Here is a 21,626-nt window from a genome sequence, read left to right on the forward strand (position 1 = left end):
ATCTCCACCCTGGTCCGTGGCCGGCATCGTTGCCGGTTCACACCTTGGCGGGTTGTGCGTCGGGGACTCTTGCGGGCAACTGCCGCACGGACCGTGCGGAGAAGGTGGCGACGGTCACCAGACCGAGCACCCCGCCCGCGACGACCAGCGTCTGGGCGACGCCGATCCGGTCCGCCAGCGGGCCGACGACGGCCAGGCAGAGCGGACCCAGCACGAACGAGCCCATGGCGTCGTACGAGCTGATCCGCGACAGCGCCTCGTTGGGCACGTGGTTCTGCAGGGCGGTGTCCCACAGCACCTCGAAGATGTCGACGCAGACGCCGTTGACGAGCATCGAGGCCGCGATCAGCCAGACCGGCGCGCCAGCGGCGATCAGCGCGAACGGTGGCAGGAAACCGAAGGTCGCCAGCACCGCGACCCGCATCGGCCGGCGGGGGCGGATCCGCATCGCCACGAGGCTGCCGCCGACCAGGCCCACCGCCTGCGCGGTGACGATCACCGACCAGGCGGTGGCGCCGCCGAGCTGTTCCTTGGCCGTCAGCGGGCCGAGCACGTAGATCGCCGAGAAGCATCCGTTGACGAACGCGAACTGCACGACCACCAGCCACACCCAGGACCGGGAGCTGAACTCGCGCCAGCCCTCGCGCAGGTCGGCGAGGATGGTGCTGGCGGCGGCCCGGGCGGGGTGGGACACCCGGACGCCGGCGAGCAGCAGCGCCGAGCCGAGGAAGGTGGCCGCGGGCACCGCCAGCGCCCAGCCGGCGCCGAAAGCCGCCACGAGCACCCCGGCCAGGGCCGCGCCGCCGATGGTGGTGCTGTTGCGGGACAGCCGCAGCAGCGCGTTGGCCGACTGGAGCTGCTCCCGGGCCACCACCTGCGGCACGACGCCGCGGGAGGCCGGCAGGAACAGCGCGGCGGCGGCGCCGTTGACGGCGGACAAGGCGACCACGACCGGCAGCGAGGGCCGGCCGGTGACGAACACCACGGTCAGGACCGCCTGCGCGGCGAAGGCCAGCAGGTCGGAGCCCACCATCAGGCGGAAGCGGTTCATCCGGTCGGCGAGGACACCGCCGTACAGCAGCAGCGCGACCTGCGCCAGCGACCGGGCGGCGAGCACGAGGCCGAGGTCGGTGGCGGAGCCGCCCGGCGCGTCGAGGACGGCGAAGGCGAGCGCCACCGGGATCACGGCGCTGCCCAGCAGCGACAGCGTGCGGGCCAGGAACAGCATCCGGTACGACCGGTCGGCCAGGATGCGGAGGTCGTCACGCACTGGCATCACCTCCGGTCGGACGGGTCGCATGCTGGTCACCGGCGGCGTCGCAGCCGTGCCAATCATGTGGCAGGCAAACGGCTTGCCCAACCCCTAGGACTCCGGACGGATGTCGTGAATCGTGAGGTCAAACCCCTATAACAGCGCTGTTCGCTGACTGCACGCTCAGTCACCTGGTACAGATCGAGGATCGGCACCCGCATCGGTGGGACGTGCTCGCACCCGGCGGTGTTCCGGGCTGCGGATCCGGATCGCCGACGGACAACGGAGGACCAGTGGGACGGCAGGAGCATCCGGTCGCGAGTGACGTCACGCAACGCGTGTCGCGGCTGTCCAGTTCGGCGCGGGCCCTGCTCGACGAGCGGCTGCGTGCCGGCCGCTCCGATCCGGCGCCCGCCGCCGCCATCCCCCGCCTGGACGCCGAGGAGGCGCCGCTGTCGTTCGCCCAGGAACGGCTCTGGTTCATCGAGCGCCTGGAGGACGACGCCGTCCACCACAACGACGCCACCCTGCTGATCCTGACCGGCTCGCTGGACCGGGCCGCGCTGCACCGCGCCATCGAGGAGGTCGTGCGCCGCCACGACATCCTCCGTACCGCCTTCCGTCAGCTCGGCGAGCGGGTCGTGCAGGTCGTCACGCCGCCGGCCCCGCTGACCATCGACGTGGTCGACCTGCCCGGGGCCACCGCACGACCCGACGACCCGGTGCTGCGGGCCGCCGTCGAGCAGGAGATGCGGGTCCCGCTCGACCTGGCCGCGGGCCAGAGCATCCGGGCGGTGCTCTACCGGATCGCCCCGGACGTGCACGTACTCGGGGTAACCGTGCACCACCTCGTGTGCGACCTGTGGTCGTTCACCATCTTCTGCCGGGAACTGGCCGCCACGTACGCCGCGTTCGTCGCCGGCGCCGCCGCACCGGACCTGCCCGAGCTGCCGATCCAGTACGCCGACTACGCAGCCTGGCAGCGCACCGCCGTCGGCGAGGAACGGATGGCGGCGCACCTGCGCGAGCGGGTCGACGAACTCGCCGGCGTGCCGCCCCTGCTCACCCTGCCCACCCGGGGTCCGCGGCCGGCGGTCCAGCAGTTCGTCGGCGCGTCCGAGTGGTTCCGGATCGGCGCGACCGACGCGGACCGGATCCGCTCCCTCGGGCAGAGCCAGGGCGCCACGACCTACATGATCCTGCTCGCCGCGTTCACCGTGCTGCTCGCCCGGCACAGCGGCCAGCGGGACATCGTCGTCGCCAGCCCCATCGCCACCCGCGACCAGGACGAACTGGAACACCTCATCGGCTGCTTCCTGAACATGATCGTGGTGCGCGCCGACCTGTCCGGCGAACCGACCTTCGCCGAGCTGGTCGCCCGGGTCAAGGCGGCCTCGCTGAACGCGTTCCGGCACCGTGACGTGCCGTTCGAACGTCTCGTCGCCGCGTTGCACCCGGAACGCAGCCGTAGCCACCAGCCGCTCGCGCAGGTGGCCTTCGTGCTTCAGAACGTGCCCACCAGCCGGCTGGACCTGCCGCGGCTGCGGGTCGACGTGCACCAGATGGAGACCGGCCGGTCCCGGATGGACCTGTCGATGCGGATCACCGAGACCGCCGACGGGCTGGTCGGCGAGATCGAGTACGACACCGGCCTCTTCACGGGCGAGACGGTGCGCTCCCTGGCCCGGCAGTTCGAGCTGCTGCTTCTCGAGGTGGCGCGGGAGCCCGACACGTGCGTGTGGCGGCTGCCGCTGCTCGACGACACGCAGCGCCACCGGATCCTGCACGGGTGGAACGACACCGCGACGGACCTCGGCCCCGAGGCGCTCGTGCACCGCCTCGTCGAGGCGCAGGCGCGGCGCACCCCGGACGCGGTGGCGGTCGTCGAGGGCAGCGTCCGCACGACGTACCGCGAACTCGACGAACGGGCCAACCGCCTGGCGCACCACCTGCGCGACCTCGGGGTCGGCGTGGAGGACCCGGTGGCGGTGTGCCTGCCCCGCTCCACCGCCGAGGTGGTGGCGATCCTGGCGGTGCTCAAGGCCGGCGGCTACCACCTGCCGGTCAACCCGCGTGACCCGCAGGCCCGCCGGGACGCGCTGCTCGGCCAGGTCCGCCCGGCGGTCGCGATCTCCGCGGGGGACCTGTGCGACGAGGTCTGGAGCCCCGGGCGGCGGATCATCGACCTGGACGGGGAGTCGTCGCTGACCGCCACGTGCCCCGCCACCGACCCCGCCGTGCCGCTGCACCCGGACAACCTGGCCTACACGCTGTTCACCTCCGGCTCCACCGGGCAGCCCAAGGGCGTCCAGGTCACCCACCGCGGGTTCACCAACCGGATGCTGTGGGCGCAGCGCAACTTCCCGCTCGGCCCGGACGACCGGGTGCTGCGCAAGGCGGCCTGCACGTTCGACGTCTCCCTGGACGAGCTGTTCCGGGCCCTGTTCAACGGCGCCGCCAGCGTGCTGATGCCCGAGACGGCGACCTTCGACCCGCGCCGGCTGGCGGCCGTGATCGCCCGGCACGGCGTGACCGACGCCGACTTCGCGCCGACCGCCCTGCGCGAGGTGCTGCTCACCGCCGACGCCGCCGACCTGAAGTCGCTGCGGCGGATCGTCTCGGGCGTGGAGGAACTGACCCCCGAGACGCAACGGCTGGTCTTCGACCGGCTCGACGTCACCATGTTCAACCTGTACGGCCCGACCGAGGTGTCGGTCTCCTGCACCGCCTGGCCGTGCGACCCGGCCGACGAGCGGCCCTTCGTCCCGATCGGCCGTCCGATGGCCAACGTGCGGGTGTACGTGCTGGACGAGGCGATGCAGCCCGTACCGCCGGGCGTGGCGGGGGAGGTGTACGTCGGCGGCGCCGGGCTGGCCCGGGGCTACCTCGACAACTGCGCCCTGACCGCGGAGCGGTTCCTGCCCGACCCGTACGCCGCCACGCCCGGCGCCCGCGTCTACCGCACCGGCGACCTGGCCCGGTTCGGGCCGGACGGCGTGCTGGAGTTCCTCGGCCGCGGCGACGGGCAGCTCAACCTGCGCGGCTACCGCATCGAGCCGGGCGAGGTGGAGTCCGCGCTCCGCCGCCACCCGGCGGTCCACGAGGCCGCCGTCGTCGTACGCCGGGATCCGCCCGGTGGGGACGCCCGGCTGGTCGGCTACGTCGTGGGCGACGACCTGCCGGGCACCGCGGACCTGCGCGCGCACCTGCGCCGGCGGCTGCCGGACTACCTGGTTCCGGCGGCCTTCGTCAGCCTGCCCCGGCTGCCGCTTACCAACCACGGGAAGCTCGACGTCGCGGCGCTGCCGCCCCCGGGCCAGGACGAGCCCGGCACCGCCGGCGCCGACGGCCCGCGCGACGAGCGCGAGCGGGTGCTGCTGGACATCTGGTGCGACGTGCTCGGACGCGAGGGCATCGGCATCCACGACGACTTCTTCGACCTCGGTGGCGACTCCCTCACGGCCACCCGGATCGTGGCGCTGGCCGGGGCGAAGCTGGGGGTGGACGTGGAGGTGGCGGTGATCTTCGACGCGCCGACGGTCGCGGAGCTGGCGGCCCGCCTCGTGCCCGGCCAGCCGTGACACCCGGTCCGACCCCTGTGCAGCGAGTGGAGAGCCTGATGACCGAGCACACCGGCGCGTTGACCCACGAGGCGACGGACGTCGTCAACCTGGGCGCCGCCCTGTCCCACCAGGCGCGGGTCCAGCCCGGCAGCCCGGCCCTGCACCTGGTGGCCGAGGACGGCTCGACCGACACGGTGGACTACGCGACGCTCGACGCCCGGGCCCGCCGCGTCGGCGCCGCCCTGGCCGCGCACTGCCGTCCCGGCGACCGGGTGCTGATGCTCGTCGGGGCGGGCGTCGACTTCCTCGCCGGTTTCTTCGGCTGCCTGTACGCCGGCACCGTGCCGGTTCCGTTGGCCGCCCGGCTCAACCGGGCCAGCGCCCCGGTGGTCGGGCGGATCCTCGACGACGCGCAGGCCACCGCGGTGCTGGCGGCCCGTGCGGTCACCGGGGCGGTCGACCTGACCACGCTCATGCCCGGTCGCCGCCTGCCGGTGCTGGAGATCGAGTCCCTCGACACCGCCCCCACCGGCTGGCAGCCGGCGGTGGCCGAGGGCGGGCTGGCGTTCCTGCAGTACACCTCGGGCACCACCAGCACCCCGAAGGGCGTGATGGTCAGCCACGCCAACCTGCTGGAGAACCTGCGGGCCATCCGCCGCTCGTTCGGCTTCGACGACGCGACGGTGATGGCCTCCTGGCTGCCCCCGCACCACGACATGGGGCTGATCGGCACCCTGCTGACCCCCGTCTACCTCGGGGTGCCGACGGTGCTGATGGACCCGGCGACGTTCATCCGCACGCCGGTGCGGTGGTTGCAGGCGATCAGCCGGTACCGGGCCACCATCAGCGGCGGGCCCAACTTCGCCTACGACCTGTGCGTACGCAAGGTCACCCAGGCCGACCGCGCCGACCTCGACCTCAGCTCCTGGCGGGTGGCGTTCAACGGCGCCGAGCCGGTACGCGCGGCGACCCTGCGCGCCTTCGCCGAGGCGTTCGCCCCGCACGGGTTCGACGAGCGCGCGTTCCTGCCCTGCTACGGCCTGGCCGAGGCGACACTGCTGGTCGCCGGGCGGGCCCGTCCGCGGCGCCCCGTCGTGACCACGGTGGCCGACCCGGAACCCCACCGCCCCGGCACGGAGGTGGTCGGCTGCGAGATCCTGCCCGAGGCGGAGGTCCGGATCGTCGATGCGAGCGGCCACGAGGTCCCCGACGGCTCCGCCGGCGAGATCTGGGTCCGCGGCGGCAGCGTCGTCGACGGGTACTGGAACCGGCCGGAGGAGTCCGCCCGCACGCTGCACGCCACCCTCGGCGGCGACCCCGCCGACGGTCCCTACCTGCGCACCGGCGATCTCGGCTTCCAGCAGGACGGCCACCTGTACGTCCGCGGCCGGATCAAGGAGACGGTGGTCGTCCGCGGCCAGAACCACTACCCGGACGACATCGAGCAGACCGTCCGCGCCGCCTGCCCCCGCCTCGGCGGGCGGATCGCGGCGTTCGGCGTGGACGTCACCGACGACGGCCACGGCGTCGGCGAGGCCGTGGTCCTGTGGTACGAGACCCGCTCCGAGAACGCGTCGGACGAGGCGTCGGCCATCGCCGAGGCGGCCCGCCGGGCCGTGGTGACGGTGCACGGCCTGGACCTGCACCGGGTGCTGGCCGTACCGCCCGGCACCATCCCCGTCACCACCAGCGGCAAGACCAGGCGCGGTGACTGCGCGCGGGCGTACGCCGCGGGCAGCGCGACGATCGTCGCGGACGACCCCCTGCGCCCCGCCGCGCGCCCGGCTCCGGCCGTCGACCAGACCCGGGCGCAGCGGCTGCGTGTCCTGGCCGGCGGACTGCTCGACGTCGACCCGGAGCGGATCGACGCGGACCGTTCCCTGCCGGAACTCGGGTTCGACTCGCTGCGGGCCGTGGAGCTGCAACACCTGATCGAGGGGGAGTGGGGCGTCCGCCCGGCCCTGACCGACCTGCTGGGCGACCGCACGGTGGCCGAACTCGCCGCCGCGCTGCCGTCCGCGCCCGCCCCGGCCGACCCGCCGGCCGCCCCGGGTGTCACCGACCGGCCCTACCCGCTGTCGTACGGCCAGCGCGCCATCTGGTTCCAGGGCGCCCTCGCCGACGACCCGGCCAACCTCAACCTGTGCCGCGCGGTGACCGTCGACGGCGACCTGGACACCGCCGCGTTGGCGCGCGCCGTGCGCGACCTCGGCGTGCGGCACCCGGCCCTGCTCACCCGGTACGACGACGCCGGCGCCGAGGCGACCCAGCGGGTGGCCGCCGACGTCGAGGTCACACTGGAGGTGCGCGACGCCGCCGACTGGCCGGCGGGCCGCCTCGACGAGGAGATCGGGGCGGAACTCGGGATCGGCTTCGACGGAGCACCCCTGCTGCGCGCGGTGCTGTTCCGGCACGCGGCCGACCGGCACACGTTGCTGCTGTGCACCCACCACAGCGTGATGGACGTCTGGTCGCTGGCGGTGCTGGTCGAGGACCTGGCGACCGGCTACGGCCGGCACGCCGCCGGGGACGACGCGGCACCGCCCGCACCCACCGCCCACCCGGCCGAGTTCGTCGCCTGGCAACGCTCGTTCCTGGACAGCCCGGCCGGCCGGGAGCTGACCGCGACGTGCCAGGCCCAGGTCGCCGACCTCGTGCCGCTGGAGCTGCCGACCGACCGGCCCCGCCCGTCGGTGCGCACGTTCCGGGGCGCCGCGTACGCCTTCCGGCTCGACGCCGACCTCTGCGCCGGCCTCGACGCGCTGGCCGCCTCGCAGGGGGTCAGCCGCACCGCCGTGCTGTTCGCCGGCTACGCGGCGGTGCTGTCGCGCTACGCCGGCCAGGCGGCGTTCCCCCTCGGGTTCGTGCACGCCGGTCGCGTCCGTGGCCGCTTCGCCGACCTGGTCAGCTACCTGGTCAACCCGCTGCCGGTGCCGGTGGACCTGTCCGCCGACCCGGAGTTCGGGGCCCTGGCGCGGGCGACGCACGACGCCGTACTGGCCGCCTCCGACCGGGCCGAGGTGCCGTTCGGGCGCATCGTCGAGGGGCTCGGGCGGGCCGCCGACGCCAGCCGTGGTGCGCTGCTCAGCGCGGCCTTCGCCTACCAGCACGGGCGCGGCACCGACCGGCTCGGGCTCGCGCCGATGGTGCTCAACCACGAGGGGGCGCTGGGGGACTGGGCCGGGCTGCGGGTGCGCAGCCGGCCCGTGCGGCAGCGGGCCACCTACTACGACCTCTCCCTCTATCTCGGCGAGCACGGCGGCGAGCTGCTGGGCACCTTCGACTACAGCACCGACCTGTTCGACGCCGAGACCGTCGGTGTGCTGGCCGAGGCGCTGACCGCGCTGCTGTCCGCGGCCGTCGCGGCGCCGACGACCCCGGTCGGGGCCCTGCCCCTGCTCGACGCCGAGCGGCTCCGGCAGGTGCTGGTGCAGTGGAACGACACCACGGCCGACTACGACACCGACCGGTGCGTGCCGCAGGTCGTCGCCGAGCAGGCCGGCCGGACCCCGGACGCGCCGGCCGCGATCGACGACACCACCCGACTGACGTACGCCGAGCTCAACGCGGCGGCCAACCGGCTGGCGCACCGGCTGATCGGGCTGGGCGCCGGCCGGGACACCCGGGTCGGCCTGCTGGTGCCCCGCTCCACGGTCAGCCTCACCGCCGTGCTGGCGATCCTCAAGACCGGCGCCGCCTACGTGCCGCTCGACCCGTCGTACCCGGTGGAGCGGCTGCGGTTCATGCTCGCCGACTCCGGGGCCCGGCTGCTGGTCGCCGCCCCCGCGGCGGCCGTCGACCTGCCCGGCGTCGAGGTGGTCGACCCGGCCGACGCGTCGCTCGCCGCCGAGGACGACCGCGACCCGCCGTCGGCGGCCCACCCCGACGACGTGGCCTACGTCGTCTACACCTCCGGGTCCACCGGCACCCCGCAGGGCGTCCTCGGCCTGCACCGGGGCATCGTCAACCGGCAGCGGTGGATCATGGAGCGCTTCCCGATGGGGCCGGACGAGGTGGGCAGCCACAAGACCTCGCTGAGCTTCTTCGACTCCGGCGGCGAGATGTTCCTCCCGCTCTTCGCCGGCGCCCCGGTCGTCGTGGTGCCCGAGGACGTCGGACGCGACCCGGTCCGCCTGGTCGACCTGCTCGCCCGGCACCGGGTCACCCGCCTGGTGGCGGTGCCGTCGCTGCTGCGGGCGATCCTCGACGGCGTCGCCGACGCCGGGGAGCGCCTGTCGGCGCTGCGCTACTGCCACTCCAGCGGCGAGGCGCTCACCCCGGACCTGGCCGCGCGGTGGCTGGCGGCCCTGCCGGGCTGCGTCCTGGTCGACCTCTACGGCTCGTCGGAGATCTCCGCCGACGTGACCCTGGACGTGGTCACCGGAGCAGAGCGGGTCGGCAGCGTCGGGCGGCCCATCGGCAACACCCGGATCTACGTCCTGGACGAGGCCATGCGGCCGGTCCCGCCCCGCTTCGCCGGGGAGGTCCACGTCGGCGGGGTCGGGCTGGCCCGCGGCTACCTGGACCAGCCGGCGCTGACCGCGGCGCGGTTCCTCCCCGACCCGTACGGCACCGGTGGGCGGCTGTTCCGCACCGGCGACCGGGGCCGGTTCAGCCACGACGGTCGGCTGGAGTTCCTGGGCCGGGCCGACCACCAGGTGAAGGTCCGCGGCTTCCGGATCGAGCTGGGCGAGATCGAGGCGACGCTGCGGGCCCACCCCGGGGTCGCCGCCGCCGTGGCCGCGCTCGCCGAGGCGCCGGGCGGCGGGGAACAGCGGATCGTCGCGGCGGTGGTGCCCCGGGAGCGCGGCGGGTCGCCGGTGCCGGCCGGGTCCGAACCGACCGGGGCGCCGGCCACCACCCGGGTGTCGGACTGGCGGCTGCTCTACGACCGGATGTACACCGACGCCGGCCCCGCCGAGGAGGCCCAGCAGGCGATCTGGACCAGCAGCTACACGGGTACGCCCTTCACCGACGTCGAGATGGGCGAGTGGATCGACCAGGCGGTCCGGCGGATCCGGGAACTGCGTCCCCGCCGGCTGCTGGAACTCGGCTGCGGCACGGGGAACCTGACCCTGGCGCTGGCGCCGGAGTGCGAGGCGTACGTCGGCACCGACTTCTCCGCCGCCGGCCTGAAGGTCCTCGAACAGCGGCTCGACGCCGAGGGGGTCGACCGGGACGCGGTCACGTTGCTGCTGCGCGAGGCCGACGACGTCACCGGCATCGAGGCGGGCAGCTTCGACACCGTGGTGCTGCACTCGGTGACCCAGTACTTCCCCGACCACGACTACCTGCGCAGGGTGCTGCGCGCGGCGGTCACCGCGGCCGCGCCCGGCGGGCGGATCTACCTCGGCGACGTGCGTGACCTGGACCTGCTTGAGGTGTTCCACGCCTCGGTGGAGCTGGGCGGCGACCCCGAACCGGGCCTGACCGTCGCCGAGCTGCGCCGCCGCGTCGCCGCCCGGGTGCTCGCCGACGACGAGCTGGTGCTGGCCCCCGACCTGTTCCTCACCGCCCCGCACTGGCTGCCCGGGGTGAGCGGGGCGGAGCTGCACCTCAAGCGGGGCCGGCAGGCCAACGAGCTGAGCGCGTTCCGCTACGACGTCGTCCTGCACGTCGGCGCCGCCCCGGACCGCCCCGCCGCCGACCCGCTCGACCCGGTGCGGCTCGACTGGGCCGGCGAGGCCCTGGACGTCGCCCGGCTGCGCGGCCTGCTGCGCGGCAACCGCAACCGCCCGGTGGAGGTGCGCGGCGTGCCGAACGCTCGGCTGGTCACGGTCGCCGGCCCCGTACGCCGGCTGGCCGGGCTCGCCGACGCGGACCCGGTGGCGCTCCCGGTGGGCGAGCTGCCGCCCGGGGTCGACCCGGAGGACTGCTGGAGCATCGGCGAGGCGCTGGGCCGGCGGACCTCGGTCGTGCCGTCGACCGCGCGCGACCCGTACACGATGGACCTGCGGTTCTGGCCGGCGGGCCGGCCCGACGACGCGGTCGGCTGGACCCCGCCGGAGACCCGACGCGGTGAGTGGTCGGAGCTGGCCAACGACCCGCTGCGCGCCAGCGCCCGGCGGGACCTGCTGCACGACCTGCGCACCCACCTGCGGCAGCGGCTGCCGGAGTTCATGGTGCCGCTGCTGCACCTGGTCGACGAACTGCCCACCACGGCCACCGGCAAGGTGAGCCGCCGCGCCGTGGCGGCCGAGGCCACGGAGGCGCTGGCCCGGCTCGGCGCGGGCGCCACGGCCCGGCCGCTCACGGCGGGCGGCGGTGGGCTCCAGGCCCAGGTCACCGAGATCTGGCTGGACGTCCTCGGCGTCGGCGCCGTCGGGCTCGACGACAACTTCTTCGACGTCGGCGGCAACTCGCTGAGCCTGGTCCAGGTGCACATCCGCCTCCAGGAACTCCTCGGCCGGCAGTTCCCGCTGGTCGACCTGTACGAGCACACCACCGTGCGCAAGCTCGCCGAGCACCTCGGCGAGCCCGTACGTCCGGCGGCGGACCCGCCCGTCGACGCGGGTCCCGACCGCAACGAGCAGGTGGCGAACCGCCGTCGGCTGATGCGCCAGCGAATCCAGGAAGTGGGAAGTCGATGAGCAGCGAGATGGACATCGCCGTCGTGGGGATGAGCGGACGGTTTCCGGGTGCGGCGAACGTCGCCGAGTTCTGGGAGCTGCTGCGCGACGGTGTCGACGCCGGCCGCCCGCTGACCGACGCCGAGCTGGACGCGGTCCCGGCCGCGGAACGCACCGACCCGGCGTACGTGCCGATGTGGTCGGGCATCGAGGGCGCCGACCGGTTCGACGCGCAGTTCTTCGGCTACTCGCCGACGGACGCGACGCTGATCGACCCGCAGCACCGGATCCTGCTGGAATGCGCCTGGGAGTCGCTGGAGGACGCCGGCTACGACAGCCGCCGCTTCCCCGGCGACATCGCCGTGTACGCCGGGTGCGGCCTGAACCAGTACCTGCTCTACCACCTGCTGCCCCAGCAGGAGCTGGTCGACTCCGCCGGCCGGTTGGGCATGGCCGTCGCCAGCGACAAGGACAACCTGGCCACCCGGGTGTCGTACAAGCTCGACCTGACCGGCCCCAGCATGACGGTGCAGACCAACTGTTCCTCGGCCCTGGTGGGGCTGCACCACGCCATCAGCAGCCTGCTCGACTACCAGTGCGACATGGCGATCGTGGGCGCGGTCAGCGTCAAGAACCCGGTGCCGCGCGGCTACCGGCACGAGGCCGACGGCGTCAACTCGCCCGACGGCCGCTGCCGGGCGTTCGACGCCGAGGCCGCCGGCTACCACCTGGGCGACGGCGCGGGCGTGGTGGTGCTGCGCCGCCGGGAGGACGCCGAGGCCGCCGGTGACCGGATCTATGCCCTGGTCAAGGGCTCGGCGGTGAACAACGACGGCGCCGGCAAGGTCAGCTTCGTGGCGCCCGGCCGGTCGGGCCAGGTGCGGGTGATCCGCCGGGCGCTGCGGGTCGCCGACGTCGAGCCGGGTTCCATCCAGTACGTCGAGGCCAACGGCAGCGGCACGCTGATGGGCGACTCCATCGAGGTGTCCGCCCTGGAGGAGGCGTACGGCGCCGCCGCACCGGGGGCCGAGTGGGCCATCGGCTCGGTCAAGCCGAACGTCGGCAACCTCGACACCGCCGCCGGGGTGACCTCGCTGATCAAGGCGGTCCTCGCCGTGCACCACGGCGAGCTGCCGCCGTCGATCCACTACCGCAAGCCCAACCCGCAGACCTCGCTCGATCGGGGGCCGTTCCGGGTCAACGACATGCTGCGGGACTGGCCGGAGGCGGCCGGGCCGCGCCGGGCGGCGGTCAGCTCGTTCGGCGTCGGCGGGACCAACGCGCACGTCATCCTCGAACAGGCGCCGCCGCCCGCGCCGCCGGGGTCGAACCCGTCGGCCGTGCTGCTCACCGTCTCGGCGGCCGGCGGCGAGGCGCTGGCCGCCGCCGCGGCCCGGCTCGCCGAGCACGTCGGGAGCCACCCCGGGCAGGCCCTCGCCGACGTCGCCTACACCAGCCAGGTCGGTCGTCGTGCGTTCCGCCACCGGGCCTTCGTGGTGGCCGCCGACGCCGGCGAGGCGGCCCGCGCGCTGTCCGCCGTCGGCGCGGCGCAGGCGTCGCCGGAGGCCGCCACGGTGGCGTACGCGTTCGGCGCCACCTGCCCCGACCTGGCGGCGCTGTGCGACGCCCTGCCCCGGCTGCGCGCGGAGGTCGACCGGGTGGCCGGTGAGCTGGACCTCGACCCGGGTGCCGCCGGGGCGGGCTCCGACGCGGCCACCGTCACCGGGCAGCTCGCGCTCGCCCGGCTGCTGGCCGCCTGCGGCGTGTCGCCGGTCGCCGTCCACGGCGAGGGAGCGGGCGCCGTGACGGCCGCCGTCGTCGACGGCCGCCTCACTCCCGCGGAGGCGGGCCGCGCGCTGCGCGCCGGCACCCGCCCCCCGGCGTCCGCCGAGGCGCCGGGCGAGGCCGACGTGACCCTGGTCGTCGGCCCGGGTGCGGCCCCGACGCTGGCCCTGACCGACGACGGCGGCAGCCTGCGGGGGCTGCTCGGCGCGCTGGGCGAGGCGTGGCGCCGGGGCGTCGAGGTGGACTGGACGGCCCTGCACGAGGGCGCCTCGCGGCGGCGCGTCGGCCTGCCGACGTACCCGTTCCAGCGCTCACGGCACTGGGTCGACCCGGTGGCCGTGGCGCCCGTGGACGGCACGGCGCCCGCCGCCGCGTCCGCCGACGCCCAGCCGGGCACCGGGACGGTCCTGGAGGAGGCGGTGGCCGCCGTGTGGCGACGCCGGCTCGGGGTGGACCGGATCGGGCTGCACGACTCGCTGCTGATGCTCGGCGCGGACTCGCTCAACGCCGCCCGGACGCTGCGGGACCTCGCCCAGGCCTTCCACGTCGAGCTGCAACTCGGCGTGTTCCTGGAGACCCCCACCGTCGCCGCGCTCGCCAGGGTGATCGACGACAAGCTGCGCGAGGCGCAGGAGATCCGGGCCGCGCTCGCCGCGGTCACCGAAGAGGGAGCGTGAGGGCCGTGCCCGACGTCAGCTTCATCACCGTGGTGCCCCGCGTCCGGGACCTGACCGCCTACGCGGACACGGCGATGTCCGTCATCCGCCGCAGCGACGCGGCGGACCTCGACGGGGTGCTCATCTTCACCGGCAGCGGGGCGGTGCTCGACCCCTGGATCCTGGCGACCGCGGCGGCGGCCGGCACCACCCGGCTCAGCCCGCTGGTCGCGGTGAACCCCGTCTACCAGCACCCGTTCACCGCGGCCCGGATGGTCGCCTCGCTCGGCCTGCTCTACCAGCGGCGCATCGACCTCAACCTGATCACCGGCACGGCCGTCAGCGACCTGGACGCGCTCGGCGACCGGCTGGAGCACGACGACCGGTACGCACGCCTCGCCGAGTACGTCGAGATCATGATGGGGGTGCTGGGCAGCCGTCGACCGTTCAGCTTCGACGGCCGGTTCTACCAGGTGTCGCGGTTGCAGCTCACGCCCGGGCTGCCCGCGCACCTGCTGCCCCGGCTGTTCGTCGCGGGGCAGTCCCCGGCCGCCCGCGAGGTGGCCGACCGGGTGGGCGCCACCAGCATCCAGATGCTGACGGCGGGCCGGTCCGACGCCGACGGCGCGTCGGCCGGCGCGCTGAACTTCGGGCTGCTGACCCGGGCGACGGCGGCGGAGACCGAGCGGGTCGCCGCGGCCCGCTTCCCGGAGGACCCGGACGGCGCCAAGATCACCGCGATCACCATGGCCAACACCGACTCGGTCTGGAAGCAGCGGCTCTTCGCCGAGGCGGAGGCCGGCCACGGCGCGGTAACCGTCGACCCGGCGTACCGGCTCGCGCCGTTCCGCTCCGGCCAGGCGGACGGGCCGTACCTGGTGGCCGACCACGCCGGTGCCGTCGACCGGCTGCTGGCCCTGATCCGGGCCGGGGTACGCACCTTCGTGCTGGACACCCCCACCGACGACGAAGACTTCCACAACCTCGCACAGGTCGTCCGGACCGTCCGTGACCGACTGCGGGTCGACCCGACCGAGGGAGAACGATGAACCAGCCTTTCGCCAGCCACGACCTTGTCCACGCCCGGCCCAACCTGGCGCTGGAACCGCTGATCCACCGGTACTACGCCTGGCTCAACCTGGTGTCGCCGGTGCCGGCGGCGATGAACTTCACCAAGCTGCACGGACCGCTGCTGCGCTCGTTCCTCGACGCGCCGGCGCTGCACCGCCGCTCGGCCCGGGACCCGAAGCTGCGCGGCGGCATGTTCGTCGACCTCGAGGACGACCAGCTCGACGGCGTGACCGAACTGGTGGACCGGCTCACCGACGGGCCGATGCCGGAACTGTCGGCGGCGATGGACGAACTGACGGTCAACCTGGAGAAGCTCGCCGACGGGTTCGACCTGACGCCCCGCTACAGCGAGATCCCGCCGGCCCTGCGCGGCTACGTCGAGCTGGTCTACGACCTCAACGACCACGCCCGGATCCGGCTCGCGGAGCGGATGCTCTACCGGTCGCGGCACTTCGACGAGTCCGCCCACTCGGTGGACCTGTCGCTGGCCACCGGCGACGAGCGGCCCTTCGCGATGACCACCCCCCGGTTCCCCGGCAACGGGCACGTGCAGGCCACGATGCCGCTGCGGGACCCCCGCATCGACCTGCTCTTCTCCACCATGAACACGGCCCGTCCCTTCGGCGAGCTGCGGGAGGCGTTCGACGTCTCCGACGCCGACCTGGCCACCTTCAGCGGGTTGTTCTCGGCCGAGCCGGGCGGCAGCCCGGACCGCAACCTGGACGGCCCCGGGCTGCGGGTGCGCTACTTCGGGCACGCCTGCGTGGTGGTCCAGTCCGGCCCGGTCACCGTGATGACCGACCCGTTCCTGTCCGACGCCCTGGGCGACGGCGACCGGTACGCCTACGCCGACCTGCCCGACGTCATCGACTACGTGCTGATCACGCACGCGCACCAGGACCACCTCGAACTGGCCACCCTGCTGAAGCTGCGGCACCGCATCGGCACGGTGGTCGTGCCGAAGACCGCCGCCGGGGCGTTGCAGGACCCGTCGCTGCGGCTGTGCCTGGAGGCGCTCGGCTTCCCCAACGTCGTGGACGTGGAGCCGGGCGAGGCGATCGAGCTGCCCGACGGCCAGATCGTGGTCTGCCCGTTCGTCGGCGAGCACTGCGACCTCGACATCGCCGCGAAGGTCACCTACTCGGTGCGTACCGGCGGCAAGAACCTCTACTTCGGCGCGGACAACCGCTGCGTCGACCCGGCGCTGTTCGGCCACATCCACGACATGATCGGCGACGTCGACATGGCGTTCCTCGGCATGGAGTGCGACGGCGCCCCGCTGTCGTGGATGTACGGCCCGCTCTTCTCCCGCCGGATCGAGCAGAAGATGAGCCGCAGCCGCAAGCTCAACGGCTCCGACGCCGTCGAGGCGATGGGCATCGTGCGGCGACTGCGGGCCAGGCAGGCGTACGTGTACGCGATGGGCCGCGAGCCCTGGCTGGTCTTCGTCATGGCCACCAACTACACCGACGAGTCGTACCAGCTCAAGCAGATGGCGGAGTTCTTCCAGCGCTGCGCCGACGTCGGGGTGCAGGCGCGGGAACTCTACGGACGGGCGGACCTGGTATGAGCCGCACCTGGACCTGCCGGTCCGGGTACGTCGCCACGCGCGACGGCACCCGGCTGGCCACGTACGTCTTCCGTCCGGTCGGCCAGCGCGACCCCGCGCCGGCCGTCTGGGCCCACGACCGCTACCACCAGGTGTCGCCGCGCCCGGGGCGGGACGACTTCCTGGCGGTGGTGCGGGCCGAGCTGGCCGACGTCGACCTCACCGACATCGACGACCTCGGGGTGGCCGAGGTGGCACCCGGGGAGGTGACGCTGCGGGCCTTCCCGATCGCGCAGCGCCTGCTGGCCCGGGGCTACGTCGTGGTGGTGGTGGACAGCCGGGGCAGCGGCGCGTCGTTCGGCACCAGCGACGGTCCGTTCGGCACGGCCGAGGCGACCGACACGTACGACATCACCGAGTGGATCGCCGCCCAGCCCTGGTGCGACGGCCGGGTCGGCATGTTCGGCCGCTCCTACCTGGGGGTGTCGCAGTACCTGGCGGCGAGCACGGCCCCGCCGCACCTGGTGGCGATCTTCCCGCAGATGGCGCTGTTCGACCTGCACCGCTTCGCCTGGGACGGCGGGGTGTTCCGGGACGACTTCGCCCGCGCCTGGGGCGAGGACGTCCGCGAACTCGACCTGCGTGGCCCCGTCGCGCCCCTCGACGACGACCCGGACGGCCTCCTGCTGGCCGCCGCCCGCGAGCAGCACGTGGCCAACCGGGACGTCAGGACGATGTTCGCCGGCCTGCCCGCAGCCGAGTCGCGGCTGGCCGACACCGGCGAGGCGGCGTACCTCACCCGCAGCCCGTCGGCGCTGCTGACGGCGATCAACGCCTCCGGGGTCGCCGTCTACCACCTGGGCGGTTGGCACGACGTCTGGGCGCGCGACGCGACCGAGTGGGCCCGCCGGCTGACCGTGCCGCACCGGGTGGTCATCGGCCCCTGGCCGCACACCGGGGGTGTGCTGGGCGGCGCCGGCTACAACCTGGCCGACGAGCACGTGCGCTGGTTCGACCACTGGCTGCGCGGCAGGGACACCGGGATCATGGACGGCCCGGCCGTGCGCTACCACCTGATGGGCGCCGACGAGTGGCGGACCGCCCGGTCCTGGCCGCCGGAGCCGGCGCCGACCGGCACCTGGCACCTCGGGCCGGCCGGCGAGCTGGGACCGGAACCCCGGGTCGGTGCGGACCGCCGGTACGAGGTGGACTACGCCACCACGTCCGGCAAGACCAGCCGGTGGGCCAGCGGCTACGGCTCGCCCTTCCAGCGGCCGGACATGACCGACAACGACACCCGGGCGTTGTGCTGGACCTCGCCGCCGCTGACCGAGGCGGTCGAGCTGGTCGGTGCCCCGGTGCTGCGCCTGGCGGCCCGGGTCTCCGCCGGCCCGACGGACGTCTTCGCCTACCTCGAGTCGGTCGCCCCCGACGGCACCTCCCGGTACGTCACGGAGGGCTGCGGCCAGGCCGACGGGGACGCCCGGCTGGCCGTCGAGCTGCACCCGATCGCCTACCGGTTCGCGGCCGGCGACCGGATCCGGCTGGCGGTCACCGGTGCGGACACCGACAATGCGCTGACCGTGGTGCGCGACGTCGCGCCGGTGCTGACGGTGCGGCACGACGCCGGCGCCGCCCCGACGCTGGAGCTGCCCCGGGCGGTGCCCGCCGAACTGCGCGACGGCGACGAATGGGTCACGGCCCCGCTCTCGGTGGCGCAGCGGGCGATCTGGCTGGCCGAGCAGGCCGGCACGAGCGGGGCGGCCTACCACCTCGCGGCGGCGGTCGAGCTGACCGGCCCGGTGGACACCGCTGCGCTGCGCGCGGCGGTCGACGAGATCGTCCGGCGGCACGAGGCGCTGCGCACCACCATCGTCGAGGTCGACGAGGCGCCGGTGCAGCGGATCCATCCGGCGGCGCCGCTGCAGATCGAGCGGCTGGACCTCACGGACGTGTCCGGGGACGGCTGGGCGAGCGACGAACGGGTGACGGGCCTGCGGGACCGCCGGTGGGACCTCGGCCGGGAGTGGCCGATCCGGGTCGCCACGGTGCGGCTGCCCGCCGGCCGGACGGCACTGCTGCTGGTGGTCCACCACGTCGCCGCCGACCCCACGGCGGCGGAGATCTTCTTCGCGGAACTCGCCCTGCTCTACCCCTCCTACGCGCAGGGGCAGCCGGTCCGCCTGCCGGACGTGCCGTGCCAGTACGCGGAGGTGGCCCGCCGGCAGCAGGCCGAACTCGCCGGGCCCGGCGCGGCCGACCAGCTCGCCCGGTGGCGGCGGTACCTGGACGGGGCCCCGCAGGTGATCACCCTGCCGACGGACCGGCCCCGTCCGCCGATGCTGGACAACCGGGGCGGATCGGTCCGCTTCGCCATCGACGAGGACCTCGCCGCCCGGCTGGTGGCGGCGGCCGCCGCCGCGCGGACCAGCCCGTTCACCCTGCTGACCGCCGCGTTCGCCCGCACCCTGAACGCGTACGGCGCGGGCGACGACCTGCTGATCGGCACGCCGAGCCTGCAACGCGACGACGAGTCGACCAGGGACCTGATCGGCTGCCTGGTCAACCTGCTGCCGCTGCGGATCCGCATCGACAGCGACGCCACCGTTGCCCAGTTCCTGCACGACGTACGCGGTGCCGTGCTGACCGCGTTGGAGCTGCGCCGGGTCCCCTTCGACACGCTTGTCGGCGAGCTGCGCCCACGCCGGGACCCGGCGGTCTCCGCGCTGGTGCAGGTGTTGGTGCGCTTCGGCCGGGCCGTGCCGGAGAAGTTCCGCCTCGGCGAGGTCGAGGCGCTGCGCCTGGAGCCGCCCGAGTGGACCTTGGCGAAGTACGACCTGATGCTGGCCGTGGACCAGGTCGGCGAGGACCGGATGGTGGGCAGCCTCGACTTCCGGCTCGCCCTGTTCGACCGGGCCACCGTCGGGCGGATCCGCGACTCGCTGCTGACCGTGCTCGACCAGCTCGTCTCCGACCAGGAGCGGCCGGTCGGGGAGTTGTCGGCCATGCCCCGGCGGGAGCTGCGGGCCGTGCTCGACGGGTGGAACCCGGCGCGGCTGCCGGACGCGCTCGTCGGGCAGGACGACCTGCCGCAGGTGGCCCGCTGCTACGTCCTCGACGAGCACCGGCGGCCCGTGCCGGTCAACACCCCCGGGCGGCTGTGGGTCGGCGGCACCGGTGACGTCGACGATCCGTACGCCGGGACGCCGGGCGCACGGATGCGCGACACCGGGGCCATCGTGCGGTGGAGCACGGCGGGACGGCTGGAACTGGTGCCGCCCGCCACCGCCCCCGGGACGCCGGCCGCCCCGCCGGACTCCGCCACCGCCGCGGCCCCGGCGCAGCCGGCCACCGCGGCGGGCCCGACGACCGACGACGGCCGCGCCGAGCTGCTCGACCAGCTCGGGCAGATCTGGGCCGCCCTGCTCAAGGTCGACGACGTCGCTCCCGGGGACGACTTCTTCGACCTGGGTGGCGACTCGCTCTTCGCGATCCGCCTGATCGGCCGGATCCGCAAGGCGTGCCAGGTCCGGCTCTCCCTGCAGGACGTGTTCGCGGCGCCGACGCTGGGCGAGCAGGTCGACCTGGTCCGCGAACGGCAGGCGTCGTGACCGGGGCGGTCTTCTATCCCTGGTCCGCGCAGGAGGAGATCGATCCGGTCCGCGTGGCCGGCGGCGCGGGCAGCTGGTTCTGGGACGAGCAGGGCAACCGGTGGCTTGACCTGCACGCCCAGATGGGCAACCTGCACCTGGGTCACCAGCACCCGGCGCTGGTGGCGGCGGTGACCGAGCAGGCCGGACGGATGTGCACGATCGCGCCGTCGTTCGCGGTCGACATCCGCGACGAGGCGGCCCGGGCGATCGTCGAGGTGGCTCCGGGCGACCTGGAGACGGTCCTGTTCACCACCGGCGGCGCGGAGGCCGTGGAGCACGCGGTGCGGATGGCGCGGGTGGTCACCGGGCGGCCGAAGGTGCTCGCCGCCTACCGGTCCTACCACGGCGCCACGGCGGGGGCGTTGGCGTTGACCGGTGATCCCCGCCGCTGGCCGGTGGACCGGGCCAGCGGCGGCGCCGTGCACTTCCTGGGCCCGTATCCGTACCGCAGCGAGTTCCACGCGGAGAACGCCGCGCAGGAGGGCGAGCGGGCGCTGGAGCACCTGCGCCGGCTCGTCGGGTACGAGGGGCCGGAGACGATCGCCGCGATCCTCGTCGAGCCGGTGGTCGGCAGCAACGGCGTGCTGGTGCCGCCGGACGGCTACCTGGCCGGGGTCCGGCGGCTCTGCGACGAGCACGGCATCCTGCTGATCGCCGACGAGGTGATGACCGGCTTCGGCCGGTGCGGCCGCTGGTTCGCCGGTGACCTCTGGGACGTGGTGCCGGACCTGCTGACCTTCGCCAAGGGGGTCAACTCCGGCTACGTGCCGGTGGGTGGGGTGCTGCTGTCCCGCGCGGTGGCCGCCCACTTCGCGCACCGCCGCTACCCCGGCGGGCTCACCTACTCCGGGCACCCGCTGGCCTGCGCCTCCATCGTGGCGGCGCTGCGGGTGCTGCGGGAGGAGAACCTGGTCGACCGGGCGGCCGTACTCGGCCGGGACGTGGTGGGACCGGCGCTGGCCGAGCTGGCCGAGCGCCACCCGGTCGTGGGCGACGTCCGCGGCGTCGGGCTGGCCTGGGCCGTCGAGCTGGTCCGGGACCGGGCGACCCGCGAGCCGCTGGCGCCGTACGCGGCCCCGGGGGCGCTGGCGCCCGAGATGGCCGCCGTCCTGGCGGCGTGCAAGCGGCAGGGCGTCTGGCCGCTGGCGGCGGGCAACCGGCTGCACCTGTTCCCCCCGTTGACCATCACGGAAGATGAGCTGGGTGCCGGCATCGCCGGCATCGACCGGGCCCTGACCGAGGTGTCCGAGGTGCGAGGAGGAGAACGATGAGGGAACAGACCGAGCCGACCGACGTCTGCCGGGTCGTGGTCAACGACGAGGAACAGTACTCGATCTGGCCGGACGGGCGGGAGATCCCGGCGGGCTGGCGGGAGGAGGGCTTCGTCGGGCCGCGCGCCCGGTGCCTGGAGCACATCGACTCGGTGTGGACGGACATGCGCCCGCTGAGCCTGCGCCGGGCGATGGCCGGCGAGGCACGCTAGTCCACCCGGGCAGGGCCCGGCCGCGTGGGGCGCGACCGTCCGGTC

9 protein-coding genes are annotated in these 21,626 nt (G+C 74.6%); 8 read left to right on the forward strand and 1 reads right to left on the reverse strand.

Annotated features, from left to right (window positions below):
- Nucleotides 1-37: 37 nt before the first annotated feature.
- Nucleotides 38-1,270 (reverse strand): MFS transporter, encoded by a 1,233-nt coding sequence (locus tag KBX06_RS21720; protein ID WP_210838019.1) that lies wholly within the window; start codon nucleotides 1,268-1,270, stop codon nucleotides 38-40.
- 275 nt (nucleotides 1,271-1,545) lie between these two features.
- Between KBX06_RS21720 and KBX06_RS21725 the strand changes: the two genes are divergently transcribed.
- From KBX06_RS21725 to KBX06_RS21760, 8 genes are read left to right on the forward strand one after another with little or no spacing between them, the layout of a single operon-like run.
- Nucleotides 1,546-4,833, forward strand: coding sequence for a non-ribosomal peptide synthetase (locus KBX06_RS21725; RefSeq protein ID WP_210838022.1), 3,288 nt, complete (start codon nucleotides 1,546-1,548; stop codon nucleotides 4,831-4,833).
- Between the two features lie 38 nt (nucleotides 4,834-4,871).
- Nucleotides 4,872-11,405 (forward strand): non-ribosomal peptide synthetase, encoded by a 6,534-nt coding sequence (locus KBX06_RS21730; protein WP_210838024.1) that lies wholly within the window; start codon nucleotides 4,872-4,874, stop codon nucleotides 11,403-11,405.
- A complete protein-coding gene (locus KBX06_RS21735; RefSeq protein ID WP_210838026.1) occupies nucleotides 11,402-13,846 on the forward strand; it encodes a type I polyketide synthase in 2,445 nt (814 codons plus the stop codon). The genes KBX06_RS21730 and KBX06_RS21735 overlap by 4 nt, the downstream gene beginning before the upstream one ends.
- On the forward strand, nucleotides 13,843-14,874 hold the full coding sequence (locus KBX06_RS21740) for an LLM class flavin-dependent oxidoreductase (RefSeq protein WP_210838030.1): 1,032 nt from the start codon (nucleotides 13,843-13,845) through the stop codon (nucleotides 14,872-14,874). The genes KBX06_RS21735 and KBX06_RS21740 overlap by 4 nt, the downstream gene beginning before the upstream one ends.
- A complete protein-coding gene (locus KBX06_RS21745; RefSeq protein WP_210838032.1) occupies nucleotides 14,871-16,466 on the forward strand; it encodes an MBL fold metallo-hydrolase in 1,596 nt (531 codons plus the stop codon). The genes KBX06_RS21740 and KBX06_RS21745 overlap by 4 nt, the downstream gene beginning before the upstream one ends.
- Nucleotides 16,463-20,056, forward strand: coding sequence for a CocE/NonD family hydrolase (locus KBX06_RS21750; protein WP_210838034.1), 3,594 nt, complete (start codon nucleotides 16,463-16,465; stop codon nucleotides 20,054-20,056). Before KBX06_RS21745 ends, KBX06_RS21750 begins: the two co-directional genes overlap by 4 nt.
- Nucleotides 20,053-21,369 carry an aspartate aminotransferase family protein gene (locus KBX06_RS21755; RefSeq protein WP_210838036.1) on the forward strand — a complete coding sequence of 439 codons (1,317 nt, stop codon included), beginning with the start codon at nucleotides 20,053-20,055 and terminating at the stop codon, nucleotides 21,367-21,369. Before KBX06_RS21750 ends, KBX06_RS21755 begins: the two co-directional genes overlap by 4 nt.
- Complete coding sequence (locus tag KBX06_RS21760; protein WP_210838038.1) at nucleotides 21,366-21,581, forward strand: MbtH family NRPS accessory protein; 216 nt, start codon at nucleotides 21,366-21,368, stop codon at nucleotides 21,579-21,581. Before KBX06_RS21755 ends, KBX06_RS21760 begins: the two co-directional genes overlap by 4 nt.
- Nucleotides 21,582-21,626 lie beyond the last annotated feature (45 nt).

Origin of the sequence: Micromonospora sp. C31, from assembly GCF_018070575.1 — a bacterium.
Taxonomy (GTDB): domain Bacteria; phylum Actinomycetota; class Actinomycetes; order Mycobacteriales; family Micromonosporaceae; genus Micromonospora.